Annotated in this window: 20 protein-coding genes; 11 read left to right on the plus strand and 9 right to left on the minus strand. The window is 68.0% G+C overall.

Features of this window, described 5'->3' with window-relative positions:
• Positions 1 to 70 precede the first annotated feature (70 nt).
• Both IEV99_RS11265 and IEV99_RS11270 read left to right on the plus strand, forming a co-directional pair.
• A complete protein-coding gene (locus tag IEV99_RS11265) occupies positions 71 to 814 on the plus strand; it encodes a CDP-alcohol phosphatidyltransferase family protein (protein ID WP_188517890.1) in 744 nt (247 codons plus the stop codon).
• A gap of 27 nt (positions 815 to 841) precedes the next feature.
• Positions 842 to 1,600, plus strand: coding sequence for a TerC family protein (locus tag IEV99_RS11270; protein ID WP_188517891.1), 759 nt, complete (start codon positions 842 to 844; stop codon positions 1,598 to 1,600).
• A gap of 4 nt (positions 1,601 to 1,604) precedes the next feature.
• Here IEV99_RS11270 and IEV99_RS11275 read toward each other — a convergent pair whose 3' ends face one another.
• A complete protein-coding gene (locus IEV99_RS11275; RefSeq protein ID WP_188517892.1) occupies positions 1,605 to 3,323 on the minus strand; it encodes a SulP family inorganic anion transporter in 1,719 nt (572 codons plus the stop codon).
• 149 nt (positions 3,324 to 3,472) lie between these two features.
• Here IEV99_RS11275 and IEV99_RS11280 point away from each other — a divergent pair, with 149 nt between their 5' ends.
• The 5 genes from IEV99_RS11280 (at position 3,473) to IEV99_RS11300 (ending at position 9,201) form a co-directional block, all read left to right on the plus strand.
• Positions 3,473 to 4,444, plus strand: a complete 972-nt coding sequence (locus tag IEV99_RS11280) for a quinone oxidoreductase family protein (protein WP_188517893.1) — start codon at positions 3,473 to 3,475, stop codon at positions 4,442 to 4,444.
• A gap of 80 nt (positions 4,445 to 4,524) precedes the next feature.
• Positions 4,525 to 6,081 (plus strand): ABC transporter ATP-binding protein, encoded by a 1,557-nt coding sequence (locus tag IEV99_RS11285; RefSeq protein ID WP_244643821.1) that lies wholly within the window; start codon positions 4,525 to 4,527, stop codon positions 6,079 to 6,081.
• Positions 6,071 to 7,138 carry an ABC transporter permease gene (locus IEV99_RS11290; protein ID WP_188517895.1) on the plus strand — a complete coding sequence of 356 codons (1,068 nt, stop codon included), beginning with the start codon at positions 6,071 to 6,073 and terminating at the stop codon, positions 7,136 to 7,138. Before IEV99_RS11285 ends, IEV99_RS11290 begins: the two co-directional genes overlap by 11 nt.
• Before the next feature lies 1 nt (position 7,139).
• Positions 7,140 to 8,057: an ABC transporter permease gene (locus IEV99_RS11295; protein ID WP_188517896.1), complete on the plus strand. Its 918-nt coding sequence runs from the start codon at positions 7,140 to 7,142 to the stop codon at positions 8,055 to 8,057.
• A 79-nt stretch (positions 8,058 to 8,136) separates the two neighbouring features.
• A complete protein-coding gene (locus tag IEV99_RS11300; protein WP_188517897.1) occupies positions 8,137 to 9,201 on the plus strand; it encodes a BMP family ABC transporter substrate-binding protein in 1,065 nt (354 codons plus the stop codon).
• 77 nt (positions 9,202 to 9,278) lie between these two features.
• Here the strand turns inward: IEV99_RS11300 and rimO are convergent, their stop codons facing one another.
• Positions 9,279 to 10,595 carry a 30S ribosomal protein S12 methylthiotransferase RimO gene (gene rimO / locus IEV99_RS11305; protein WP_188517898.1) on the minus strand — a complete coding sequence of 439 codons (1,317 nt, stop codon included), beginning with the start codon at positions 10,593 to 10,595 and terminating at the stop codon, positions 9,279 to 9,281.
• Between the two features lie 362 nt (positions 10,596 to 10,957).
• Here rimO and IEV99_RS11310 point away from each other — a divergent pair, with 362 nt between their 5' ends.
• Together IEV99_RS11310 and IEV99_RS11315 are read left to right on the plus strand one after the other, a co-directional pair.
• Positions 10,958 to 14,662 carry a tetratricopeptide repeat protein gene (locus tag IEV99_RS11310; RefSeq protein WP_188517899.1) on the plus strand — a complete coding sequence of 1,235 codons (3,705 nt, stop codon included), beginning with the start codon at positions 10,958 to 10,960 and terminating at the stop codon, positions 14,660 to 14,662.
• Positions 14,663 to 14,664: 2 nt separating this feature from the next.
• A complete protein-coding gene (locus tag IEV99_RS11315; protein WP_188517900.1) occupies positions 14,665 to 16,662 on the plus strand; it encodes a CHASE2 domain-containing protein in 1,998 nt (665 codons plus the stop codon).
• A 4-nt stretch (positions 16,663 to 16,666) separates the two neighbouring features.
• Here IEV99_RS11315 and IEV99_RS11320 read toward each other — a convergent pair whose 3' ends face one another.
• From IEV99_RS11320 to IEV99_RS11350, 7 genes are all read right to left on the minus strand, one after another.
• Complete coding sequence (locus tag IEV99_RS11320; RefSeq protein ID WP_188517901.1) at positions 16,667 to 17,278, minus strand: glutathione S-transferase; 612 nt, start codon at positions 17,276 to 17,278, stop codon at positions 16,667 to 16,669.
• Positions 17,279 to 17,386: 108 nt separating this feature from the next.
• Complete coding sequence (locus IEV99_RS11325) at positions 17,387 to 17,686, minus strand: hypothetical protein (protein ID WP_188517902.1); 300 nt, start codon at positions 17,684 to 17,686, stop codon at positions 17,387 to 17,389.
• Positions 17,687 to 17,880: 194 nt separating this feature from the next.
• The gene (locus IEV99_RS11330) at positions 17,881 to 18,258 is read right to left on the minus strand and encodes a response regulator (RefSeq protein WP_188517903.1); all 378 of its coding nucleotides are present in this window, start codon (positions 18,256 to 18,258) and stop codon (positions 17,881 to 17,883) included.
• Positions 18,259 to 18,358: 100 nt separating this feature from the next.
• Positions 18,359 to 20,449, minus strand: a complete 2,091-nt coding sequence (locus IEV99_RS11335) for an ABC transporter ATP-binding protein (protein WP_188517904.1) — start codon at positions 20,447 to 20,449, stop codon at positions 18,359 to 18,361.
• Between the two features lies 1 nt (position 20,450).
• Complete coding sequence (locus IEV99_RS11340; RefSeq protein WP_188517905.1) at positions 20,451 to 21,335, minus strand: ABC transporter permease; 885 nt, start codon at positions 21,333 to 21,335, stop codon at positions 20,451 to 20,453.
• The gene (locus IEV99_RS11345) at positions 21,332 to 22,345 is read right to left on the minus strand and encodes an ABC transporter permease (protein ID WP_188517906.1); all 1,014 of its coding nucleotides are present in this window, start codon (positions 22,343 to 22,345) and stop codon (positions 21,332 to 21,334) included. The genes IEV99_RS11340 and IEV99_RS11345 overlap by 4 nt, the downstream gene beginning before the upstream one ends.
• 70 nt (positions 22,346 to 22,415) lie before the next feature.
• Positions 22,416 to 24,065: an ABC transporter substrate-binding protein gene (locus IEV99_RS11350; RefSeq protein WP_188517907.1), complete on the minus strand. Its 1,650-nt coding sequence runs from the start codon at positions 24,063 to 24,065 to the stop codon at positions 22,416 to 22,418.
• Between the two features lie 418 nt (positions 24,066 to 24,483).
• Between IEV99_RS11350 and IEV99_RS11355 the strand changes: the two genes are divergently transcribed.
• Both IEV99_RS11355 and IEV99_RS11360 read left to right on the plus strand, forming a co-directional pair.
• A complete protein-coding gene (locus IEV99_RS11355) occupies positions 24,484 to 24,678 on the plus strand; it encodes a CsbD family protein (RefSeq protein ID WP_188517908.1) in 195 nt (64 codons plus the stop codon).
• Positions 24,679 to 24,680: 2 nt separating this feature from the next.
• Positions 24,681 to 24,857: a DUF1328 domain-containing protein gene (locus tag IEV99_RS11360; RefSeq protein WP_188517909.1), complete on the plus strand. Its 177-nt coding sequence runs from the start codon at positions 24,681 to 24,683 to the stop codon at positions 24,855 to 24,857.
• Positions 24,858 to 24,908: the final 51 nt, after the last annotated feature.

The following is a 24,908-nucleotide window of genomic DNA, read 5'->3' on the forward strand; positions in this document are numbered from 1 at the left end:
GCCCGGCGGGATGGAACCGTCCCTCCGGGCCGCCCGTTCGCGTCGGTCCAACTCGGATCGGTGTAGACGCGTGGAAACGGAAGAACCCGTAAGCAATCGGCCAAAGCGAAGCTTTGCGGAGCGCCTTCCCGCGTATTTCGTCCATTTTTTCACCGCCTCGGGCGGCGCTCTGGCGTTTCTCGCCCTGCTGGCCGCAATTGACAAGGACTTCTCCCGCGCCTTTCTCTGGCTCGGCGTCGCCCTGATCGTCGACGGCGTGGACGGCACGATCGCCCGCGCCTTGCACGTCCGCGACCGGCTTCCGAACATTTCGGGCGACGTGCTCGATCTGGTGATCGATTTCACAACCTACGTGTTCGTGCCGGCCGCCATCCTGGTGTTTTGCGGGTTCTGGTCGCGCGAGATCGCCATCGTCTGGGCGATCGTCATCATCGTGTCGGCGGCGCTGTATTTCGCCGACCTGCGCATGAAGACGCCGGACAACTGGTTCGCGGGCTTCCCGGCTGTCTGGAACGTGATCGTCTTCTATCTGGTCGTCTATCACCCGCCGGTCTGGACGGCCTCCGCCATCATCCTGGCGGCCGCGGTCGGGCAGGCGCTCCCCATCGTGTTCGTTCATCCGTTCCGGGTGCGGCAGTTGAAGCCGCTCACGCTGCTGATGGCTGCCGTGTGGGCCGTCGCCGGCTTCGTGACCATCGCCGAAGACCTGCTGCCGGATCGCCTTACGCATGCGGTGCTGTTGATTTGCGCCGCCTATTTCACCTGCCTGGGACTGGTGCGACGTCGGCCCAAGGGGCTCGCCGACACCGCCTGAGGCGCTTATCCAAGGAGTTGACGCACGATGCTGGACTGGCTGACGGACCCCGCCGGCTGGGCGGCCCTGCTGACCCTCACCGCCATGGAAATCGTTCTGGGCATCGACAATGTCGTGTTCATTTCGGTGCTGGTGGCGCGCCTGCCGGAGGACCAGGCCAAGCGCGCGCGCGGCATCGGCCTGCTTCTGGCGCTGGTGTTCCGGGTCCTGCTGCTCTCGGTGCTCACCTGGATCATCGGCCTGACCAAGCCGGTGCTGACGGTTTTCAGCCTGTCGCTCTCGTGGCGTGACCTTATCCTGCTGGGCGGCGGCGCCTTCCTGGTCGCCAAGGCGACGCATGAGATCCACGCCGGCCTCGAAGGCGATCACGACGCCGACGGCAAGGCGAACGCCCCCAAGGCGTTCGTGGGCGCCATCGTGCAGATCGCCGTGGTCGACCTCGTGTTCTCCATCGACTCGATCGTCACGGCCATCGGCATGGCCGACAACCTGTCGATCATGGTCACGGCCGTGCTGCTCTCGATGCTGGTGATGTATGTGGCGTCCGGGCCGGTTTCGGCCTTCATCGCCGCGCACCCGACCACCAAGATGCTGGCGCTGTCGTTCCTGATCCTGATCGGAGCCTCGCTCTGCGCCGAGGCCACAGGCTTCCACCTGCCGCGCGGCTACATCTACGCCGCCATGGCCTTCTCGGCTTGCGTGGAGTTCATCAACATCACGGCCTCGCGCCGCATGAAGCGCCGCCGGGCCACCGCCAAGGCCGCGAATCCGCCGCCGGACGCGTGACCGGTCAGGCAGCCTCGGCTGGTTCGTCGGCGGTCGGCGGGCGCGTCGCGTCCGCGACCGTGTCCACATAGGTCACCAGCGGCTCGCCGGCGCCGTGCTCGATCAGCACCTCCCGCACAACGGGCGGCGCCCCGGCCGCGAACACGCGCGCGCCGGAGCGGCCGGCCTTTTTGGCGAAGCTTGCCAGCGACTTCGCCGCCGTGGCGTCGGCGAACGGAACGCGGCTCATGTCGAGCACGAACACGCGCGGCGTCTGGCCGATGCGGTCCAGCACCGCAGCCACCTCGGACGCCGCGCCAAAAAACAGCGGCCCGGCGATCCGGTAAACGAGCACGTCGGGGTCCTTGCCCGGCCCCTCGTAGTCCCCGCGCGGCGACGCCGTGTCGGCCTCGTCGGCATCGATGAGGCGGGTATGCGTCTCCACTTCGACGAGCTCGGCCATGCGGTGCATGAACAGGATCGCGCCCATCACGACGCCCACCGCGATCGCCTCGGTGAGATCGCGGAAAACCGTCAGGAAAAACGTCGCCAGCAGCACGGCGGAATCGCCGCGCGACGTGCGCAGGATGGCGGCGAATTCGGCCCGCTCGGCCATGTTCCACGACACCACGGCCAGCACCGCCGCCAGCGCGGCGAGCGGGATGAAGGCCGCCAGCGGCGCCGCCACCAGCATCAGGGCGAGCAGCACGAGGGCATGGATCACGCCCGCGATCGGCCCATGCGCGCCGGCGCGGACATTGGTCGCCGTGCGCGCGATGGTGCCGGTGGCGCAAATGCCGCCAAACAGGGCCGAGCCCATATTGGCGAAACCCTGCGCCACCAGCTCGCAGCTCGAGCGATGCCGACGCCCCGTCATGCCGTCAGCCACCACGGCCGACAGCAGCGACTCGATGCCGCCTAGCACCGCGAAGGTGAGGGCGTCCGGAAAAGCTGCGGAGATTTTCTCGAGCGACAGCGGCGGCAGGGACGGCAGCGGCAGCGTGCTCGGGATGCCGCCGAACTTCGAGCCGATGGTTGCGACCGGATGGCCGAGCCGCGCCAGGAGCGCCGCCAGCAGCGACGCAAACGCGATCGCGAGCAGGAAGCCAGGCCAGTGCGGCCGCAGGCGCCGCAGCGCCAGAATGAGCCCAATTGACCCCGCCGCGATCACGACCGCCGCGGGCGTCACCGTTCCGCTCGCCGCCGCGATCGCTTCGAGCTTGGGAATGAAGGCCGCGGGCTCGCGGCCGGGCAGCGTGAGGCCGAACAGGTCCGTGAGCTGGCTGGCGAAAATGATCACCGCGATGCCGCTGGTGAAGCCCACCGTGACGGGGTGCGGGATATACTTGATGTAGGCGCCGAGCCGCATGAAGCCCATGACGGCCAGCAGCACGCCCGCGATGAGAGTCGACAGCAGAAAGCCGTCGAAGCCCTGCCGCTCGATGCTGGCCGCCACCACGACAATAAACGCGCCTGCCGGCCCGCCGATCTGAAAGCGGCTGCCGCCCAGCAGCGAGATCAGCAGCCCGCCCACGATGGCGGTGAACAGCCCCCGGTCCGGCGTGGTTCCGCTCGCCTTGGCGATCGCCATGGAGAGGGGAAGCGCCACCATCGCGACGGTTGCGCCCGCAATGGCGTCGGCGCGGAGCTCGCGGGCGCCGTAACCTTCCCGCAAAACGGAAACGATCTTGGGCGTGAACAGCTCGGCGAAGGACGGCGAGCGGCGGCGAAGGGGTTGATGCATGGCTGCGACCGAATAGAACCGGCGAACGCCGTCGGCGGCGCAAGCGCACAAAATACACGCGCGACTTGTGAAATGAGCATGCCAGACTCGAAGCCGGTTGCCGAGTCAGGGCATCTCCGTAAGATGCCCGCATTATTGGGAGGATTCTGATGGTCAAGGCCATTCGCGTGCACAAGGTCGGCGGCCCCGAGGCTCTGTCCTACGAGGACGTCGAGCTTCCGGCGGCTGGGCCTGGCGAGGTCCGCGTCAAGCACCGGGCCATCGGCCTGAACTACATCGACGTCTATGACCGCTCGGGCGTGTACCCCGCCCAGACGCCCTTCATTCCGGGCAGCGAGGCATCCGGCGACGTGGTCGCGGTGGGCGAGGGCGTCACCGAGTTCAAGGTCGGCGACCGCGTCGCCTACACGGCGCGGCTTGGCGGCTATGCGGAGGAGCGCAATGTCGCCGCCAAGGTGTTGGTGAAGCTGCCCGACGCGATCGACTACGAAACAGGCGCCGGCATGATGCTGAAAGGGCTGACGGCCCAGTATCTGCTCCGCCGCACCTACAAGGTGCAGAAGGGCGACACGATCCTGTTCCACGCGGCCGCGGGCGGCGTCGGCATGATCGCCTGCCAGTGGGCCAACCATCTCGGCGCGACCGTGATCGGCACCGTGGGCAGCGCCGACAAGGCGAAGCTCGCCAAGGACAACGGCTGCCACCACACCATCCTGTACCGGGACGAGGATTTCGTCGCGCGCGTGGCCGAGATCACGGGCGGCAAGAAGTGCCAGGTCGTCTATGACGGCGTCGGCAAGCAGACTTTCCCGGGCTCGCTGGATTGCCTGCGCCCGCTCGGCATGTTCGTGAGCTTTGGCAGCTCGTCGGGCGCCATCGAGGCCTTCAACATCGGCATCCTGGCCCAGAAGGGCTCGCTGTTCGCCACGCGGCCTACGCTCTTCACCTACACGGCTGAGCGCGCCGACCTCTTGGCCATGTGCGACGACCTCTTCGCCGTGATCGCGTCCGGCGCCGTAAAGATCCCGGTGACGCAGCGTTTCGCCCTGAAGGACGCCGCCGAGGCGCATCGCGCGTTGGAGGGTCGCGACACCACGGGCGTGACGATCCTGACGCCTTAAGCGTCCACCGGCGGGGTCGGGCGCCCAGGATGGCGCCCGACCTGCATACGAACTCTCGAGCGGGTGGGGCGCAGCGCACAATGGCGGGGGCATCGGGGCGGGAAGACCAGCGCGACGGGCCGCCGCTCGTCAGCCTGCGCGGAATCGTGAAGCGGTTCGGCACGCTGACCGCCAACGACCATGTGGATCTCGACATCAGGGCCGGCGAGATCCACGCCTTGCTGGGCGAGAACGGCGCCGGCAAGTCGACGCTGGTGAAGATCCTGTTCGGCCTCCTCCAGCCCAACGAGGGCGAGATCCGCTGGCAGGGCCAGCCGGTGACGCTGGCCAACCCGGAGGACGCCGGCCGGCTCGGCATCGGCATGGTGTTCCAGCACTTCTCGCTGTTCGACAACCTGACGGTGGCGGAAAACATTGCGGTGGCGCTGCCCAAGGGGGAGGACATGCGGTCCATTGCGGCCCGCATCGCGTCTGTCGGAGAGCGCTATGGGCTGGCGCTGGAGCCCGGCCGCCCGGTCTGGACGCTCTCGGCCGGCGAGCGCCAGCGCATCGAGATCGTGCGGGCGCTCCTGCGCGAGCCGCGCCTGCTGATCCTGGACGAACCCACCTCGGTGCTCACGCCGCAGGAGGCCGACACCCTCTTCGTCACGCTGGAAAAGCTCGCGGCCGGCGGCTGCGGCCTCCTTTACATCACCCACCGGCTCGAGGAAGTGAAGCGGCTGTGCAGCGGCGCCACCGTGATGCGGGCCGGCAAGGTCGTGGCCGCCTGCGATCCGCGCCAGGAGAGCGTGCGCCGTCTCGCCAGCCTGATGGTCGGCTCGGAGGTGATGGAGGTCCGCGCCGCCGCCGCGCACCAGCTCGGGCCGGTGCGCTTCGAGCTGAACAAGCTGTCGCTTGCGCCGGACGAGATCCACGGCGTCGCCCTGAAGGGCGTCGACCTCGCTGTGCGGGGCGGCGAGATCGTCGGCGTCGCAGGCGTGGCCGGCAACGGCCAGGCCGAGCTCTTCGCCGCCATGTCGGGCGAGTCGCGCGCCGAAAAGGCCGGCGCGGTGCGCATCGACGGCGCCGATGCGGGCCGCGACGACATCGACGCGCGGCGCCGGCGCAAGGCGGCCTTCGTGCCGGAAGAGCGCAACGGCCACGCCGCCGCGCCCAGGCTGACGTTGTCCGAAAATGTCGTCCTGTCGAGGCACGCCACCGGCGGCGTAGCCCGCCACGGCCTCGTCGACGCCAGCGCCGCCAAGGCGGTCGCGGCCGAGATCAGCCGCGTTTTCGACGTCCGGAAGGGCAGGGTGGACCCGCCCGCCGGCACGCTCTCGGGGGGCAACCTGCAGAAGTTCGTGGTCGGCCGCGAGATCCTGCGGGAGCCCGGCGTGCTGATCGTCAATCAGCCCACCTGGGGCGTCGACGCCGGCGCGGCGGCCACCATTCGGCAGGCGCTGATCGATCTTGCGGCGCGCGGCGCGGCCGTGGTGGTGATCAGCCAGGACCTCGACGAGATCTTCGCCATCGCGGACCGCATCGCGGTGATCCATGACGGCCATCTCTCGGCGACCTACCCGGCGCGCGAGATCGATCGCGAGAAGATCGGCCTGCTGATGGCCGGCACGGCCGAGGAGCGCCCCCATGCGGCTTGAACTCGTCCCGCGCGGGGACGTCTCGCCCTGGGCGCGCGTGCTCGCGCCGGTGGCGGCCGTGATCGCAGCCGTGCTGATCGGCGGCGTGGTGATCGCCGTCATGGGCCGCTCGCCGGCCGCCGCCTTCCAGGTCTATTTCGTCGACACGCTGTCGGAGAGCTGGGGCCTGCAGGAGATGGCCGTGAAGGCCACGCCGCTGCTGATCATCGCGGTCGGGCTCTCCTTCTGTTTCCGGGCCAGCCTGTGGAACATCGGCGCGGAGGGCCAGTTCATCATCGGCGCGCTGGTCGGCTCCATTCTGCCGCTCTACACTGCGGGCTCGGGCGCGGGGTTCTGGGTCATCCCGCTGGCGCTCGTGATGGGCGCATTGGGCGGGCTCGCCTACGCGATGATCCCGGCGCTTCTGCGCGTGACGTTCGGCGTCAGCGAGATCCTGTCCAGCCTGATGCTGGTCTACGTCGCCGACCTCGTGCTCGACTACCTGGTGCGCGGCCCGTGGCGCGACCCGAAGGGCTTCAACTTCCCGCAGACGGTGAACTTCGACGCCACGCTGCCCTTCTTGGCCGACGGCGGCCGGCTGCATGCCGGCGTGCTGCTGGGGCCCGTGCTGGTGCTGGTCGCCTGGTTCGTGATCAGCCGCACCTTGTTCGGCTTCGGCGTCCGCGTGGCCGGCGAAGCCCCCAAGGCGGCGCGCTTCGCTGGCTTCGACGCCAACCGCATGGTGCTTGCCGCCTTCGCGATCTCGGGCGCAGCGGCCGGTCTCGCGGGCGTGCTGGAGGTGCTGGGCCAGATCGGGCAGCTCAAGCCCGGCATCTCGTCCGGCTACGGGTTCACGGCCATCACGGTGGCGTTCCTCGGCCGCCTGCATCCGCTCGGCATGGTGTTCGGCGCGCTCGTGGTGGCGTTGACGGTGATCGGCGGCGAAAGCGCCCAGATCGCCCTGAAGCTGCCGCTCGATCTCACCCGCACCTTCCAGGGCGTGCTCCTGATGTGCGTGCTCGCCGCCGACGCGCTGGTGTCCTACCGCGTGCGGATCGTCACGATGGCGAGGGCTTGACATGGACATCTGGCAAGCGGTCCTCATTACGGTGATTACGGCGGCGACGCCGCTGCTGATCGCCGCCCTGGGCGAGTTGGTGGTGGAACGCGCCGGCGTGCTCAATCTCGGCATCGAGGGCATGATGGCGGTGGGAGCCGCCTGCGGATTTGCGGCCGCCACGTTGAGCGGCTCCTCGGCGCTCGGCGTGCTGGCCGCCATCGCGGCCGGCGTCGCGCTCTCGGCCGTTTTTGCGCTGCTGACGCTGGGTCTCGCAACCAACCAGGTCGCGACCGGGCTTGCGCTCACCATCGTGGGCCTTGGCCTGTCCGGGCTGATCGGCGCCGGCTTCGTCGGCACAAGCCGCGAGGCGATCCCGGCCATTCGCATCCCGGGCCTCACGGAGCTTCCGGGCGTCGGGCGCCTGCTCTTCGGCCAGGACCCATTCGTGTATCTCTCGCTCGCGCTGGCGATCGCGGTGCTGTGGTTCCTGGGCCGCAGCCGGGCAGGACTCACGCTGCGCTCCATCGGCGAGAACCACACCTCCGCGCACTGGCTCGGCCTGCCGGTCATGCAGGTTCGGCTTCTCGCCATCCTGTTCGGCGGCGGCTGCGCCGGGCTCGCGGGCGCCTATCTGTCACTCGTCTACACGCCCTTCTGGTCGCCCGGCATGACGGCCGGCCGCGGCTGGATTGCGCTGGCGCTCGTGGTCTTTGCCTCCTGGAAGCCGCTGCGCGTGCTGTTCGGCGCCTACCTTTTCGGCGGCGCGACCGTGCTCCAACTGCACGCACAGGCGGCCTCGCTCGGCTTCCCCTCGCAGGTGATGTCGGCTTTCCCTTACGTGGCCACCATCGTGGCGCTCGTGATCATGTCGGCCGGGCGGCGGAAGGCCGCCGCCGCGCCGGGGTCGCTGGGGACGTCCTTCGTGCCGGATCGCTGATCCGATTGATGTTTTCGGGGAAGACCGGGTCGGGTACGGTTCAACCTGCTTATTGATTACCCGGGGAGTGGAGACGAGAATGCGCACATTGTTCAAGGTCGCCGGCGCGATCGCGGCCGGGCTGGCCACGCCGGCCGCCGCCGCCGACAAGCTGAAGGTCGGCTTCATTTATGTCGGCCCGATCGGCGATTTCGGTTACAGCTACCAGCACAACCAGGGCCGCCTCGCGGTCGAGAAGGCGCTCGGCGACAAGGTCGAGACCACTTTCCTGGAGAACGTGCCGGAAGCCGACTCCGAGCGCTCCATCGAGCAGCTCGCCCGCACCGGCCACAAGCTGATCTTCACGACCTCCTTCGGCTTCATGGAGCCGACCGTCAAGGTGGCTAAAAAGTACCCGAACGTGCTGTTCGAGCACGCCACCGGCTACAAGCGCGACAAGAACCTGGCGACCTATTCGGCCAAGTTCCACGAAGGCCGTTACGTGCAGGGCGTGATCGCCGGCAAGCTGACGAAGTCCAACACCATCGGCTACGTCGCCTCGTTCCCGATCCCCGAGGTCGTGTCCGGCATCAACGCCTTCATGCTGGGCGCGCAGTCCGTGAACCCGGCCATCAAGGTCAAGATCGTCTGGGCCAACACCTGGTTCGACCCCGGCAAGGAAGCCGACGCCGCCAAGGCGCTGCTCGACCAGGGCGCGGACATCATCACCCAGCACACCGACAGCCCGGCTCCGCTGCAGCAAGCCGAGGCCCGCGGCAAGCTCGCCTTCGGGCAGGCGTCCGACATGATCCGCTTCGCCCCCAAGGCGACGCTGACCTCCATCGTCGACAACTGGAACGACTACTACGTGGCCCGCGTGAAGGCGGCGCTGGACGGAACCTGGAAGTCCGAGGACACCTGGGGCGGCTTCGCGGCCAACATGGTCAACATGGCCCCCTTCACCAACATGCCCGACGACGTCAAGAAGCTGGCCACGGACACGGAAGCCGCCATCAAGTCCGGCGCGCTGAACCCGTTCAAGTGCCCGGTCGTCGACCAGGACGGCAAGACGGTGGAGTGCAAGGGCGGCGCGAACCTCTCCGACGAGCAGGTGCTCGGCATGGCCTTTTACGTGAAGGGCATCGACGACAAGCTGCCGAAGTAAGGCGGGCACGTCATCGCGGAACGCGAAAGGGCGGCCGAGAGGCCGCCCTTATGTTGTTCCGATAGGCGGCGAGCGCTTTAAACCGCCACCCCGTGCAGGTCATAGGCGTCCGCCCGCTCGACCTTCACGGTGACGATGTCGCCGGAGCGCAGCGGCCGGCGGCTCGCCACATAGACGTTTCCGTCGATCTCCGGCGCGTCCCACTGGGAGCGGCCCTTGGAGACGGTTGGGCCGGGCTGGTCGATGATGACCTTGATCCGCCGCCCGACGCGCGAGGCGATGCGCTTGGCGCTGACCGCCTGCTGGCGCGCCATGAAACGGTCCCACCGCGACTGCTTCACCTCATCTGGCACGACCGGAAGGCCGAGGTCATTGGCGGTCGCGCCCGTCACGGGCTCGTATTTAAAGCAGCCGACGCGCTCCATCTTGGCTTCGTCCAGGAAGCTCAGCAGCGTCTCGAAGTCTTCCTCGGTCTCGCCCGGGAATCCGACGATAAAGGTGGACCGGATGGCGAGGTCCGGGCAGATTTCGCGCCAGGCGCGGATGCGCTCCAGCGTCTTGTCCTGGTTGCCAGGGCGGCGCATGGCCTTAAGCACCGTCGGGGAGGCGTGCTGAAACGGAATGTCGAGATAGGGCAGAACCTTGCCCTCCGCCATCAGCGGAATGACCTCGTCCACATGCGGATAGGGATAGACGTAGTGCAGCCGCACCCATGCGCCGAGCTCTCCCAATTCCTTGGCGAGATCGTAGAAGCGGGTGCGCACCTCGCGGCCCTGCCAGGGGCTCGGCGCGTAGCGCATGTCGACGCCGTACGCGGAGGTATCCTGCGAAACGACCAGCAGCTCCTCGACGCCCGCTTTCACGAGCTTTTCCGCCTCGCGCAGCACGTCGCCGACTGGCCGCGAGGCAAGGTCGCCGCGCAGCTTGGGAATGATGCAGAAGGTGCAGCGATTGTTGCAACCCTCTGAAATCTTGAGATAAGCGTAATGGCGCGGCGTCAGCTTGACGCCTTGGGGCGGCACCAGGTCCATGAAGGGGTCGTGCGCCGGCGGCACCGCCTCGTGCACGGCGTTGACCACGCTCTCGTAGGCCTGCGGCCCCGTGATCGCCAGCACGCCCGGATGCGCCGCCCGGATCTGCTCGGGCTCGGCGCCCATGCAGCCGGTCACGATCACCTTGCCGTTCTTGGCCAGGGCGTCGCCGATGGAGGCCAGCGACTCAGCCTTGGCGCTGTCCAGGAAACCGCACGTATTGACGATGACGGCGTCCGCGCCTTCGTGCGTCTTCACCAGCTCGTAGCCCTCGGCCCGTAGCTGCGTGATGATCCGCTCGCTGTCCACCAGCGCCTTGGGGCAGCCGAGCGAGACGAAGGAAATGCGGGGCTGAGCCGTCATGTCGGTCCGCGATGTTGGAAAAGGGATGGGCCGGCATCGCGTCGCGCGGCCGGCCCTCGGGCGTTCTCATACTCCCGCGCGGCTCTCGCGGCAAGGCGGACGCGCCGCGCCGCCAAAACGGTGAAGCTCGGCGACGATGTGCGCTGGCGCACATGCAGATCTCGCCGTGATGGATTGAACACGGTTCTCATCTTCTGACGAGAACCAAGGCTTAGTTTCTTGACCGTGGGCGCAACTGTCAGAAAAGTGCAAAACAAAGCGGCACAGCTGGTGCGCGTGTCAGGCGCGTGTATCCGATTGTGTCAGCCAGCTCTTCCGGCTTTGCTGTTGAAGCCAGGCCGGGCGCTTTCGGGGTGGTGAACATGTTGCGTGGGGCTGTCACCCTGCTTGGCGCTGGTCTCGTTTTGTTTGGCGATCTCGAAGGCGCCAATGCCCAGCAACCGGCTCCGCGGCAGGCGTCCGCGCTCGGGTCCATCGTGGCCAACAAGGGCGGCGAGGAGCTCCGCTTCGTGCGCGAGGAGGGCTGGCGTCCGGCCGAGGTCAGGCAGGACCTGCTTGGCGGCGACACGCTGCGCACCAACACCATCGGCAATCTCGGCATCCTGTTCTCCGACCAGACGCAGATCCGCGTCGGCCCGCGCTCCACGCTGGTGCTCAACGACATCGCGTCCGGCGACAAGCCCACAACGGTGGAGCTCCCCTCCGGAAATGTCTGGGCCCGCGCGGCCCGTGGCGGCACGGGCGTGGTCGTGAAAACGCCGGCGGCGGCCGCCACCATCCGGGGCACGGACTGGTCGCTCTCGGTGGAGGGCAACCGCACCTCGCTGATCGTGCTCGAAGGCGTCGTCGAGTTGTCCAACCCGCAGGGCTCCGTCACGGTGCGCCAGGGCGAGGGTGCGGTGGCGACGCTCGGCTCCGCCCCCACAAAGATCATTCTGGTGCAGCGCAAGGAGCGGGAGCAGATGCTCCTTCACCTGAACCTGCGCGACGCCTTCAACTGGATGCCGGCGACGCCTCTGCAGGGCCCGGCGCTCCGGGCCGAGCGAACCCGCATTGCCGCGACCCCGCCCGAGTGGCGCACCGCCGAGCAATGGCTCACGCTCGCGGAGGTTTCCCTCGGCCGCGACACCCGCCAGAACGCCGCGCTGGCGCTGGACCAGGCAAAAGCGCGCGGCCTTTCGGGCGGTCAGCGTGCGCGCGCCACATTGGTGGAAGCTTCGCTTGCCGCCATGGGCCGGCGCTGGGCCGAGGCGGCCCGGCTGTTCAAGGCCGCCGAAACGGGCGTCTCCGGCCGGCGACGCGTCACGGCCGCGTACGGCGCCTACATCGCGGGCTCGCTCGCCGATCCACGCAAGCGCCTGCCGGAGCCGCGCATCGACTCGCGCGACGGCTACGGCGCGATGGTGCGGGCCTTCCTGTCCGGCTTCACCAAGGACTTGCAGGAGGCAGCCCGCCAGGGCGAGGCGGCCGAGCGCGACCATCCCGACGATCCGCTGCTCACCGCCTTCTCGGCCCAGGTCGCCTATGCGCTCGACCGCCGCGACGGCATGCGGGCGCGCGTCGACAAGCTCGCCAGGCTCGATCCCGACGATCCGCTGGTCCTGCTCACGCGCGCTATGCTGAAAGGCGACGTGGACAGCGACCTCGAAGGCGCCCAGAAGGACTTGGAGCGCGCCGCCGCCGAAGCGCCGGGCGACGCCCAGGTCTGGAACGCGCTCGGCCTCGTCCATGACGCCCGCGACGCGCCGCTCGAATCCGAGGCCGCCTTCCGCCGCGCTATCGCGGTCGATCCCGACGATCCGGTCGCGTACGCCAATCTGGCCATCCTGCTGCTCGACCAGAGCCGCGTGGACGAGGCCGCCGTCCTGGTCGACAAGGCGCTGGAGATCGATCCGTCGCTCTCGGCCGGGTACACCGCCAAGGGGCGCGTGTTGCTGCAGCGCGGGGACAGCAAGAAGGCGATCGAATATTTCCTGGCCGGCACGGCCGCGAATCCGTCCTACGGCAACGGCGTGCTGGCCGCCGCCGTTGGCTACTACATGGACGGGCAGGTCGATCTGGCCCTCCAGCAGTTCGACGCCGCGGACCGGCTCGACCCCAACGACCCCATCACGTCGCTGTTTCGCACCGCCATCGCGATCGACCAGTACCAGGCCGACGACGCCATCGAAAACGCCCGCGAATCCGTGCGCCGCTTCCGGGCGCGCGGTGGCTACTACTCGCCCTTGGCGGTCACCAAGTCGGGCGGTTCCTACATGGCGGACGCCTACAGGCTGATCGGGCTGGATGGCTGGGCGCGCTTCTATGGCGACCGGGTTTTTGATCCCTTCACGGCCAGCGGCTATTTCGACGCCGCAAACGCCCGAACGCTGCCCTCCATCGCCAACACTGTGCCGGACTTGCGTAACGAGGCGTCCAGCGCCGACCCGCAGGCGATGAGCCTCATCATGCAGGGGTTGTTGTTCGATCCGCTCGCGGTGGCAGGCCGGGCAGGGCGCATCGATGTTATTCGCCGGCCCTTCCTCGATACCGAGGTGACGGCCGGCTCGTTCTCGCGCGACGGGCGTACGGGGTTCCTGTCCGGCGTCACCGTGCAGGGTTTCTCGAATCTGCCGTTCCCGACCTCGTTCGTGGCCGCCGCCAACAGCTTGCGCACGCCGGGGCCGCGGGCCCGCGAATGGGACACCGGCCGCAGCGCCAGCGTCTTCGTCGGCGCGACGCCGACGCCGCAGGACCATGTCGTCGGCTTCGCAAGCTTCGCCGCGCAGGACCCGCGCTTCGATTCCAGGCTGCAGGGCCCGAACGGCCGGCAGGTCGACTCGGCCGCGACTGGCCAGGTGGCGCTGGAGTGGAGCCACACGTTCTCCCGCCGGAACGTCGTCAATGTCGCTGCCTTTGGCGGCTCGACGAAGACCACCGCCGGAGCGACGGTCAACACCGAGATAGACCTGTTTCGGGTCGGTTTTCCGCTCCCGGCCGTTTTGGCTGACGTGCAGCGTCGCCGAACGTCCTACGGAACGCTGGCCGTGAATCACACGATCGGCGCGGACGACTTCACGCTGCGCTACGGATTTGAGGGAACGACGGGCCGGATCACCGGGTATGAGACCGTCGATGGCCGCTTCGACTTTTTCGGGCTGGCGACCGTCGGGCTCACCGGCGCATCGCGCGAAAACGCCAGCTTCCGTTCCGGCTTGGCCTATGCGGACGCCTTCTGGCGGCCGTCCGACCGCTTCGAAATGCAGGCAGGCCTCTATGGCCGCGCCACCACCACGCAGGCGCGTGGCGCAGGCGACGTGGTCGGCAACACGTTCTTCGGCTCGCCGCTGGACCGCCCGTTCGTGGACCGGGACCGCCGGCTCGCGGCGCCGCGCATCGGCTTTGCGTTATCGCCGATCGAGGGCCATTGGCTTCGCGCCGCCTACCGGCAGGACATGGACCCGCCGACCACTCTCACGCTCAGCCCGGTCAACACGGTCGGGCTGTTTCCCCAGGCGCTGCCCACCAGCGTCGGCAGCCGCACCGACTCGGCGATCGCCCGCTGGGACGCAGAGTGGACGAAACGCTTCTTCACGGCCGTCGAATACCAGCGCCAGAAGGTGACGGACCTCAGCTTCGACATCCCTTATTCGCAGAACACGCTGGGCGTGGAACGCGCGCGGATCGATCGCGTGACCGCCACCGCGAACCTCTGGCTCGGCTACGGCGTGGGCGTTTTCGCCTCGGTGGGCGGGGCTGACAGCGAGGTGACGCGCGGTTTCGGAACGGGCCTGCCCGTGCCCTTCGTGCCCGAGCGCTTCGCCCGCGCGGGCGTCACCTTCGTTCATCCGTCCCGGATCAAGTTCACGCTGGCCGAAACGGTCGTGAGCCGCCGGCGCGGCGACCTCGCGGGCACGCGGCTGGACGACTTCGCCACCACGGATGCGACACTGAGCTGGGAAACCCAGGACCGGCATCTGCAGGTGGGCGTCGGCGTGTTCAACATCTTCGACGAAAAGGCCGAACGCGTCAGCGGCGTGGTGGGCGCGCGCCGCACGATCACGGCGACCGCCACGGCGCGGTTCTAGCGATGGTCCGATCCCGCCTGCCGCTGCAGCGGATCCTGCGTCGGCGGGCCGGACCCGAGGGCGCGGGCCGCCCGCATCTACTGGCGCTCGCGCTGGCGGCCGCCCTTGGCCTCCTCTTCCTGCTGGAGCCGTTCCGGCTCGTTGAAAATCGGCTGTTCGACATCCTGTCCACGGTCGCGCCGCCCATGCCGGAGGAGCCCGGCGTGGTGATCGTCGCCATCGACGAGCCGTCCTTCGCCGAACTCGGTCAACGCTGGCCCTGGCCGCGCGCGCTGCACGGAAAGCTGATCCGGACGCTGCGGGAGGCCGGCGCCAAGGCGGTCGCGGTCGACATCCTGTTCGCCGAACCATCCGGCGCGCAGGACGACCAGGCGCTCGCGGCTTCCATTGGACCGGACGTGGTGCTTTCGGCCGAGGAGGCCGTGATCGCCATGCCGCAAGGAGTGCAGACGAGCCGCGTCGAGCCCTTGCAGGCGCTGCTCGACGCCGGCGCGCGCTCCGGCTCCACCTCAGTCGACCTCGACGCCGACGCTTACCTGCGCCGCCTTCCCGAAACGCCGGACAGCTTCGCCGCCAGAGCGCTCGAGGCCGCCGGGTTTCGCCCCGTGACGCCGCAGGAGGGCGCGCTGATCCAGTATTTCGGACCGGCGCGGACCTATCCGACCATCTCCTACTACCAGGCGCTGGAGCCGGAGCGCTTCCTGCCGCCCGGGCGCCTGCGCGGCAAGACCGTGTTCGTCGGCCTCAGCCTCAGCCACTCTGCGACCGCCAACAGCGGCGCGAGCGACGCGTTTCCAACCGCCTACACGGTCCGTGACAAGACGCTGACGTCGGGCGTGGAGGTGCAGGCCACGCTCTACGACAATCTGCGCACCGGCCTGTTTGTGACGCCGCTGCCTTGGGCGATGACCTTTCTGGCGGGGCTCGCCTTCGCGGCCGCGGCCTCGCTCGTGTCCGGCCAGCGCAGTTCGTGGCGCACGGCCCTGATCGCGGCCGTGTGGTTCCCGGCGATCGTGGCGCTCTCCTGGGTGTTGCTGCGCCATGGCCGCGTCTGGGCGCCGCCCGCCCTGCCGCTCGCGACCTCGCTGGCCGCCTTCGCGAGCCGGGTCGGCCTCGACTATGCGCGCGAACGCCGGTTGCGCCGCGCGGTCTCGGACGCCTTCTCGCGCTATCTTTCGCCCGCCATGGTGGACGAACTGTCGCGCAACCCGCAGGCGCTGCGGCTCGGCGGCGAGCGCCGGACGCTCACCATCCTGTTCTGCGACGTGCGCGGCTTTACGGAAATCTCTGAACGCCTGCGCGAGCAGCCCGAGCGCCTGACGAGCCTCATCAACCGGTTGCTGGAGCCGCTGTCCGCCGCCGTGCTGGAACAGGGCGGCACCATCGACAAATATATCGGCGATTGCGTAATGGCGTTCTGGAATGCGCCGCTCGCCAGCCCGAACCACGCCGTCCGCGCCGTGCGGGCCGGAGAGAGCATGCTGCGCGCCGTGGATGAGCTCAACGCCGTGCTGCTGGCCGAGGAGGGGCCCGGGGCGCCCCGCTTCGCCGTGGGCGTCGGGGTCAATACGGGCGATTGCGTGGTCGGCAATTTCGGCTCGCCCTGGAGGTTCGACTACTCGGTCCTGGGCGATCCCGTGAACCTGGCGTCGCGCATCGAGGGTCTGTCCAAGGCGTTCGGGGCGCCGCTGCTGGTCGGCGAGGAAACCGCCAAAGCGGCGGCCGCCGACTTCGTTTTCATCGAGCTCGATCGCATCGCCGTGAAGGGCCGGCAGGAGCTGTCGCCCATCCTGGCCGTGGTGGGCGAGCGCACCGTGCTCGGGCCGGCGGCCGACGCCTTCGTGCGCGATCATGCCCGCCTTCTGGACGCCATGCGGACCGGCGAATGGCGCGAGGCGCTGGCCCTGGCCACGCGGCTGCGCGGCGAACACGCCCATCTCGCCGGCTATTTCGACCGGATCGAGGCGCGCGTGCTCTCAGATTTCGGCGGGGAAGCCTGAGGCTTTAGCCCGGCGGAATGGTGGCGACCATGGACGGACGCGCCGCGAAGGTCTCGTACCAGGCCGCGAGCCGATCGTTGCCGTTGCGCCAGGCCATGTCGCCGAAGCGGAAATCGAGGTAGCCCAGCGCGCAACCGACCGAGATTGAGCCGATGGTGATCTCGCCCGTGAGCTCCTCGATCCAGCGTTCCTCGAGCTGCGCCACCGAGGCCACGATCTTGCCTTTGGCGCCGTTCAGCCACGCGTCCCAGCGCAGCGCCTCCGGGCGCATCGTGGTCTCGTAACGGGCGAGAAGCGCCGCGTCCGTCATCTCGTCCGCGAGGGACTGGAGGCTGAGCGCCGTCCAGCGCGCCTTGCCGGCGGGCGGGAACAGCTTGGGGCCATTGATGGCGTCGATGTATTCGGCGATCACGCGGCTGTCGAACACCGCCGAACCGTCGTCGAGGACGAGCGTCGGCACTTTTCCGGCCGGGTTCTGCGCCACGATCTCCCGGTTGGGATTGACAGGGCTCGCCTGAGCCGGAACCAGCGTCAGCTGGTCGAAGAGCCCGCGTTCATGCGCGACGATGACGACCTTGCGCACGAAGGGGGAGGTCGCCGCAGAATAGAGTTTCATGGATGTCCCGAGTTCCCGAGGAAAGCGGGCGCATTCTCACGGGTTTGCGCACAAAGTAAATCGCCGCCAAGCAATTCGGCGGCGCTCCCCGCGGCGTGGCCGGGACGCTCAATGCATCGAGCAGAGATCCGCCAGCACGATGTCGGTCATCCGCTCGTGCAAATGCGTCAGACGGCGCTCGAAGGCCAGCCGCTCGCGCTTGCGCTCTTCCTCGAGACGCCTGCGCATCTGGCCGCGCGTCGTCTCGGGCCCGTCGAGACGCGCGAGGCGGGCGCGTTCCTGCTGGTAGCGCAACTCGATGTCGGCCAACCGGCCGAGCGTCTCCTGCACCTTCGGCAGGAGGTCGGCGGGGTAAAAGATGGCTTCCTTGGCGGCGCGCTCGGGGCCGCACGGCATGATCCGCGTCATTGGTGGCCTCCACGATTCTCCCTGTTTGAGCAGAGTACCGTGCGACTGTGACGCTGGAAAGACACGAACGCATTTTATTGCGAAATCGTAAGCCCCGACATCTTGACAGAATTGAAACGTTCAAAATCGAACGAGCGTTCCAAGCCAGAGCGGCGCGGCGCGCTTGTCGACCGTTTCGGCCGTTTCAGGCCCGTTCAGGCTCTGTCGGAGGCGCGATACTCGGCTGCCCGGAGCAGATCGAGCGGCCGCCAGGGCTTCGGCAAAAACGTCACGGCGTCGTCGGGCCGACGCGGCGGCTGCCGCCCGGAGGTGACGATCACCCGGACCCAGGGCCAATGCTCGGCGCAGCGCTGCCCGAGCGTGAAGCCGTCGAGGTCGCCCGGCGTATTCACGTCCGTGAACAGGATGGCGATTTCCTCGGGACGCGAGCGCATGTAGTTCCACGCCTCGTCGGCGCGCTCGAATTCCTGGACCCGCAACTCGGCCTCTTCAAACAACGTCGCGGCGAGCGAACGAAGGTCTGCTTCGTCCTCGACGACAACGATGGTGTTCGGACGGATTGCGCGTCCCATGGTGCATCTCCTGTGCTTGTCCAGAGGTGAGGCAACGGGTCGCGGCACGGGTTGTTCCCGAGATGCTGAACTTTTCCAGCAGCTTCAAAGAAGCGAGGATTCAGCTCGGATTCGCCGCTCCGGCGGGCGTTTGGACCCGCTGAAAGATTGGCGTCACCCGCGCGAGAACGGCGACCGGGATATGGCATGCGATCATGTGCCCGTCCGGCGCCGCCTGCTCGGGCGGCGGCGTCTCGTCGCAGACCGGGCCGAGCTTGCGCGGGCAGCGGGCCGCGAAGCGGCACCCGAGCGGCACGTTAATCGGGCTCGGCGGTTCGCCCTCGAGCCGCAGATGCTTCTGCTTGACGGTGGGGTCAGGCACCGGCACGGCGGCCAGCAGCGCCTCCGTGTAGGGATGATAGGGCGGGGAGAAGATGGACGAGACCGGCCCCATCTCCATCACCCGGCCGAGATACATCACCACCACCCTGTCGGCGAGGTGGCGCACCAGCGCCAGGTCGTGGCTGATGAAAACGATGGTCGCCCCGTTGCGCGCCTGGATCTGCAAGAGCAGGTTTACGATCGCGGCCTGCACGGAAACATCCAGCGCCGAAACCGGTTCGTCCGCGACGAGAAGCTTCGGGTCGCCCGCAAACGCGCGCGCGATGGCCACGCGCTGCTTCTGCCCGCCCGAGAGCCGGCCCGGTCGCTGGCGCGCGAGATGCGGCGAGAGCCGCACCATGCCGAAAAGCTCCTTCACCCTGGCGTCGAGGTCCTTGCGCGACTGGGCGATGCCGAACTTCTTCAGGGCGCGGCCGATCGAGAAGCCGGCCGTATGCGACGGGTTGAGCGTGGCGTCCGGGTTCTGGAACACCATCTGGACGGCGGCGAGCTGCTCCAGCGTGCGCTTGTGGGCGGGCATGCGCGACAGGTCGTCGCCGAGCACCATGAGCTTGCCAGCACTGGCGTCCTGCAGCCCCGCGAGAATACGCGCGAAGGTGGACTTGCCGGAGCCCGACTCGCCCACGATGGCGAGGATCTCGCCTTTGTTGGCTTGGAACGACAGATCCTCGTTGGCGATCAGCTGGCGCGAGGAGCCGAAGCCCATGAAGGCGTTGCCGAGGTCGTAGACCTTGGACAGGTCGGCGGAGCGCATCACCTGCTCGACGCCCGGCGTCGCCGGGGCGACATGCTCGGCGTCGGTCTTTTCGAACTGGTCGAGCTCGCGCCAGCGCACGCAGCGTACGCCATGGCCTGGCCCGGCGGGCTCTTCCGGAATGGGCGCGACGCCGCAGCGCGGCGCGTCAAAGCCGGCGCAACGGGGACCGAAGCTGCAACCCCGCGGCCGGCCCGCGAGGGAAGGGGGCTGCCCTGGTATCGGCAGGAAGGTGGTCGTGTGCTTGTCCGTGTCGAGCCGCGGCACGCAGGCCAGCAGACGGCGCGTATAGGGGTGGCGCGGGTTGGCGAAGAGCTCGTGAACGGGCGCCTCTTCGACGAGGTCGCCCAGGTACATCACACCCACCCGGTCGCAGACCTTCGCGATCACGCCGAGGTTGTGGGAAATGTAGAGCAGCGTGGTGCCGTACTTCTCTCGCAGCTCATTCACGAGGTCGAGCACGGCCGCCTCGACGGTGACGTCGAGCCCGGTGGTTGGCTCGTCCAGCAGCAGCAGCTTCGGGTTCGCGAGCAGCGCCATCGCGATCACGACGCGCTGCTTCTGCCCGCCGGAGAGCTGGTGCGGATAGCGGTCCAGCACGGCGTCGGGATCGGGCAGGTGCACGTCGGTCAGGATCTGCCTGGCTTTGGCTCGCGCCGTCTTGGCGTCGACGCCTTCGTGCAGCATCGGCACTTCGATCAGCTGCTTGCCGATCGTCAGGGTTGGATTAAGCGCCGCGTTCGGGTCCTGGTAGACGATGGAGCAGCCGCGGCCGCGGATCCTGGCCAGCGAGGCGGGGTCTGCCGCCGAGACGTCCGCCCCGTCGAACACGATGCGCCCGTTTGCGATGCGCCCCGTGGGGCCGAGATAGCCCATGATGGCCATCAGCAGGGTCGACTTGCCGCAACCGGACTCGCCCACGAGACCGTAGCTTTCGCCGGCCCGGATGGTGATCGACAGGTCCGGGATGGCGGTGACCGCCCCGACCGACGAGACGTACTCGACCTTGACGTGGTCGAGCACGAGGAGGCCGTCGGGTGCGGGCGGGGCGCTCATCTCAATCCCTCAGCGACAGTTCGCGCACGCCGTCGGCGAGCAGGTTGAAGCCCAAAATCAGGCTCACGATCGCGATGGACGGAAACAGCGACATGTGCGGGCGCACGGAGATCATGGCCGTGCCCTCCTTCACCATCGTGCCCCAGTCGGGATCAGGCGGCGGAAGGCCGAGCCCGAGAAAGCCCAGGATGCCGATGGTGATGATGGTGTAGCCGACCCGCAGGCAGAAATCGGTGATCAGCGGGCCCCGGCAGTTCGGCAGCAGCTCGATGAACATGATGTAAAGCGCGCTCTCGCGCCGCAGCTGCGCGGCCGCGATGTAGTCGAGGTGGCGCTGCTCCAGCGTCAGCCCGCGCACGATGCGGGCGATGCCGGGCGCCGCCGTGAGCACCACCGCGAGCACGATGTTGAGCGCCGACGGGCCGATGTTCGCGATCAGGATCACATAGAGAATGATGATCGGGAACGAGAGGATGATGTCTGAGATGCGGCTGATGATTGTGTCGACCTTACCGCCGTAGTAACCCGCCGCCAGTCCGAGCGGGCAGCCGACCAGATAAGCGGCGAGCGCTGCGAGAGGCGCCACGCTCAGCACGGTCCGGGCGCCCCAGATCAGGCGCGAGAGAATGTCGCGGCCCTTGAAGTCCGTGCCTAGCCAGTGCCGCGCCGACGGCCGCGGATCGGCCAGAGCCATCAGGTCCTGCTTGTTGGGTGGATCGAGCGGCAGCAGCGGCGCCAGCGTCGCCAGCGCCACCCAGAATATGATCAACCCGAGCCCGACCATGGCGACGCGCGACTGCGGCAGCCGCCGCAGGAGGCTTGGCGGCGCCTTGTCGACCGGCGCGGTGAGCGGCGCTGCGGCGGCGTTGTCGATGGTCGCGCTCATGCCAGCCTGATCTGCGGATTGAGAACGGCGTAGCCGACATCGCTGACCAGTTGGGTCAGGATCGCGATGGTGAGCGCGATGAGGGTGGCGGCTTCGATGAGGGCGATGTCGCCGAACAGCGACGCGTCCAGGATCATCCGCCCGAAGCCCGGATAGGCGAAGACCATCTCGGTCACCACCACGCCGGAGATCAGGAAGTTGATCTGCAGCAGGATAACGGTGAACGGCGCGATCATGGCGTTCCGGACGGCGTGCCTCACCACCACGTCGCGCATCGGCAGGCCTTTGAGGACGGCGGTGCGGATGTAGGCCTTGTTCATGACCTCGGCCATGGAGCCGCGCACCATGCGCACCACATAGCCGGCGTCATACAGAACCAGAACCGTCACGGGCAGGATCATCTGGCTCCAGATCGGCCATCCGCCGCCCGAATCCAGCGGGCTGGTGCCGGGCAACCAGCCAAGCGTGACGACGAAGAAGGCCACCAGGAACACGCCCGAGGCGAACTCGGGCACCGAAGTGGCGATGATGCCGAAAACCGAGATGGTCCGGTCGAGCCCGCTGCCCTCGCGCATGCCGGCCAGCACGCCGAACAGCAGCGACAGCGGCACGATCAGCGCGAACGCGATGCCGGCCAGCGCGGCGGTCGCCTTCAGCCGCGACCAGATCACGTCATTGACCGGCGCCTTGTAGAGCGTCGAATAGCCGAAATTGCCGAAATACTTGTCGCCGCGCGGGTCCTTGAATTGCAGCCCCAGCGCCGGGTCCTGCAGCGGATCGGCCTTGAGGCCGAGCAGCACGCCGAGCCAGCGCGTGTAGCGCACCGCGAGCGGGTCCTGCAGGCCGAGTTTCTCGTAGAGGATATCGACCTGGCTCTGAAGCGCGAACGGCCCAAGCGTCTTGCGGGCCACGTTGGAGGGCGAGAACTCCGTAACGGCGAACACCAGGAAGGATGCCGCGAACAGCGTCAGGATCAGGCTCGCCCCGCGCTTGATGATGTAGCCGCCCAAACCGCCTCCTGTGCCCGCATCCGGGTCGAAAGGCGGCGGCCGGAACAACCCGGCCGCCGCCGTTGAGGCGTCAGGCGTCGACCGAGAGCTTCCAGGCGAACATGTAGTTCGTCGGATGCATGGAGAAGCCCTTCACGCGCTTGTCCATGAACGTGAAGGTGGAGCGGAACACCGGCTGCACCAGCGGTCCGTCCTCCTGCATGATCGTCTCGAGCTTGGCGACCAGTTCCTTGCGCTTGGTCATGTCGAGCGTGCCCTCGGCTTCAGTCAGGATCGCGTCGAAATCTTTGTTGGAGTAGCCGGACTCGTTCCACGGCACGCCGGTGCGGTAGGCGAGGCCAAGGCACATGATGGCGAGCGGCCGGTGGTACCAGATGGTGGTGCCCATCGGGACCTTGGTCCACACGTCCCAATAGGCAGCCCCCGGCATCGGGGTCAGCTTGACCGTGATCCCGGCTTCCTTCCACATCTCCACGCAGGCCTCGGCCTGGCTCTGGAACCAGGCGTGGTCGTTGGGAACGATGAGCTCGGAGGACACGCCGTTCGGGAATCCGGCCTCGGCCAGCAGCTTCTTGGCGCCCGCGACGTCGCGCTTCATCGGCGGGATCTGGGCGTAGTCGGGGTGGGCGGGCGAGCAATGGTGGTGCTCGGCCGCAACGCCGAGGCCGCGCAGCGCCACCTTCAGCACCACCTCGGGGTCGATCGCCATGCGCATGGCCTTGCGGACCTTCGGATTGTCGAAGGGCTTCTGGTCGCAGCGCATGCGGATCACGCCGGTCTCGGCGGTGGGCACGTCATAGAAGTTCAGGTGCGGCAGCGCCTTCAAGGCGTCGTACTGACCCGGATCCGCGAAAACGAGGCCGTGGATCTGTTTGGACGCCAGGGCCGCGATCGCCGCGCTGGCGTCATCGCCAACGTCGATCTGCTCCATGGTGTCGATGCCGACGGCGCCGCCCCAGTAATCCTTGCGTGCCTTCAGCACGGCCTTCTTGCCGAGCTCGAATTCAGTGAGCGTAAACGGGCCGGTGCCCAGCGAGCCAACCTCGAACACACCCTTTGAATCCGGATGCATGATCGCCATCGGGTAATGGAACAGGTGCTCGGGCACGGCCACCTGCGGGGTCTTGCAGTTCAGCCGGACCGTGTAGTCGTCCACCTTCTCAATGGCCTTGTCGGACCAGATCTTGGTGCTCGCCTTGCCGTCCACCGTGACGTCGTCGAGCATGTAGCCCTTCATCAGGCCGATCATCGAGGAGCCGACCGCCGGCTCCAGCACGCGTTTCAGGTTCCAGATCACGTGGTCGGCGGTGAAGTCCTGCCCGTTGGACCACTTCACGCCCTTGCGGACGTTGAACGTCCAGGTCTTGAGGTCCGGGCTCACCGTCCACTTCTCGAACAGGTAGGGCTGTGTCACGCCCTTCTCATCCGTGAAGGTAAGATACTCGAGGACCTGCCGCGACACGTTGGAGTCGTAGCCGCCCCACGAATAGGTGTGCGGGCTCTTGATCTCCTTGACGCGCGTGCCGATGCGCAAGAGGCCGCCCTTGGCGCCCTGCGCCTTGGCGGGCGTCGCCATCGGAACGCCGGCCATCGCATAGGCGGATGCGGCCGAGATGCCTACGAGGCAGGCATGGCGGATGAACTCCCGCCGGTCCATGCGCCCGTCCGCGAGCTGTTTCGTCAATGTTTTCAGATGCGGATTGTCGCGATCGTCCGTCATGTCCCGCCCTCCCGGCGTGGCTGAGCCACGGTTGCATCGACGTCCCTGACGACTGTCGCGCTTCAGGCGAGGGCCCGCAATGGCCGAAACGTGGAGTTCGCAGACTGGCCGCCGTGTTGCGCGACCAACGCGCCTTCCGTTCGCTTCGCTTCGCTCTCCCGCCGTGAAGCCCGACTGATCGCTTCGGGTCGAGCGCTTCGCGCCGGCGCCGTTCCCGTGGTCGCCGGGCGCATGAGCGCCATCGCGACCATGATGCGGCGGCGGGCGCATGGGCCGCCAAGTCCACATGCGACACTAACCTGATCAGGGCCGACATCGCCCTCCGGATGCCGCCGCGCTTCGCACGAGCAAGCGGCTTCGGCGGAACCATAAGGTTGGCATCCCCGTTCTTCTGCAACCTGAAGCTTGGGAGACCAGCATGGACAGCGATCGGATCAAGGGGGCCTTCAATCAGGCCAAGGGAAAGGTCAAGGAAGCCGCCGGCGAACTGACAGGCGACGCGAAGCTGAACGCCGAAGGCAAGGCTGACCAGATCAAGGGCAAGCTCCAGAACGCGGCCGGCGGCGTCAAGGACGCCGTGCGTGACGCCGACGCCAAGTCCCGGGGGATCTGACCATGATCCGTTGGGCCATCATTTTTCTCGTTGTCGCCCTGATTGCTGCGGCGCTCGGCTTCGGCGGCGTCGCGGGCACCGCCATGGAGGGCGCCAAGCTCCTGTTCTACGTGGCGATCGTCCTGTTCGTGATCTCGGCCGTGGTCGGCCTGATGCGCGGACGCAGGCCAACCATTTAGCCTCTGATTTCCAAAGAGACCGCGCGGCGCCCTCCGGGGCGCCGCTTGCGT

The organism is Alsobacter metallidurans (assembly GCF_014636935.1).
In the GTDB taxonomy this organism is placed as follows: Bacteria; Pseudomonadota; Alphaproteobacteria; order Rhizobiales; family Beijerinckiaceae; genus Alsobacter; species Alsobacter metallidurans.

Excerpts from the sequence above, each read along its gene's own strand:
- IEV99_RS11270 (WP_188517891.1), top strand. The coding sequence starts at position 842 with ATGCTGGACTGGCTGACGGACCCCGCCGGCTGGGCGGCCCTGCTGACC.
- IEV99_RS11275 (WP_188517892.1), bottom strand. The coding sequence starts at position 3,323 with ATGCATCAACCCCTTCGCCGCCGCTCGCCGTCCTTCGCCGAGCTGTTC.
- IEV99_RS11280 (WP_188517893.1), top strand. The coding sequence starts at position 3,473 with ATGGTCAAGGCCATTCGCGTGCACAAGGTCGGCGGCCCCGAGGCTCTG.
- IEV99_RS11285 (WP_244643821.1), top strand. The coding sequence starts at position 4,525 with ATGGCGGGGGCATCGGGGCGGGAAGACCAGCGCGACGGGCCGCCGCTC.
- IEV99_RS11290 (WP_188517895.1), top strand. The coding sequence starts at position 6,071 with ATGCGGCTTGAACTCGTCCCGCGCGGGGACGTCTCGCCCTGGGCGCGC.
- IEV99_RS11295 (WP_188517896.1), top strand. The coding sequence starts at position 7,140 with ATGGACATCTGGCAAGCGGTCCTCATTACGGTGATTACGGCGGCGACG.
- IEV99_RS11300 (WP_188517897.1), top strand. The coding sequence starts at position 8,137 with ATGCGCACATTGTTCAAGGTCGCCGGCGCGATCGCGGCCGGGCTGGCC.
- rimO (WP_188517898.1), bottom strand. The coding sequence starts at position 10,595 with ATGACGGCTCAGCCCCGCATTTCCTTCGTCTCGCTCGGCTGCCCCAAG.
- IEV99_RS11310 (WP_188517899.1), top strand. The coding sequence starts at position 10,958 with ATGTTGCGTGGGGCTGTCACCCTGCTTGGCGCTGGTCTCGTTTTGTTT.
- IEV99_RS11315 (WP_188517900.1), top strand. The coding sequence starts at position 14,665 with ATGGTCCGATCCCGCCTGCCGCTGCAGCGGATCCTGCGTCGGCGGGCC.
- IEV99_RS11320 (WP_188517901.1), bottom strand. The coding sequence starts at position 17,278 with ATGAAACTCTATTCTGCGGCGACCTCCCCCTTCGTGCGCAAGGTCGTC.
- IEV99_RS11325 (WP_188517902.1), bottom strand. The coding sequence starts at position 17,686 with ATGACGCGGATCATGCCGTGCGGCCCCGAGCGCGCCGCCAAGGAAGCC.
- IEV99_RS11330 (WP_188517903.1), bottom strand. The coding sequence starts at position 18,258 with ATGGGACGCGCAATCCGTCCGAACACCATCGTTGTCGTCGAGGACGAA.
- IEV99_RS11335 (WP_188517904.1), bottom strand. The coding sequence starts at position 20,449 with ATGAGCGCCCCGCCCGCACCCGACGGCCTCCTCGTGCTCGACCACGTC.
- IEV99_RS11340 (WP_188517905.1), bottom strand. The coding sequence starts at position 21,335 with ATGAGCGCGACCATCGACAACGCCGCCGCAGCGCCGCTCACCGCGCCG.
- IEV99_RS11350 (WP_188517907.1), bottom strand. The coding sequence starts at position 24,065 with ATGACGGACGATCGCGACAATCCGCATCTGAAAACATTGACGAAACAG.
- IEV99_RS11355 (WP_188517908.1), top strand. The coding sequence starts at position 24,484 with ATGGACAGCGATCGGATCAAGGGGGCCTTCAATCAGGCCAAGGGAAAG.
- IEV99_RS11360 (WP_188517909.1), top strand. The coding sequence starts at position 24,681 with ATGATCCGTTGGGCCATCATTTTTCTCGTTGTCGCCCTGATTGCTGCG.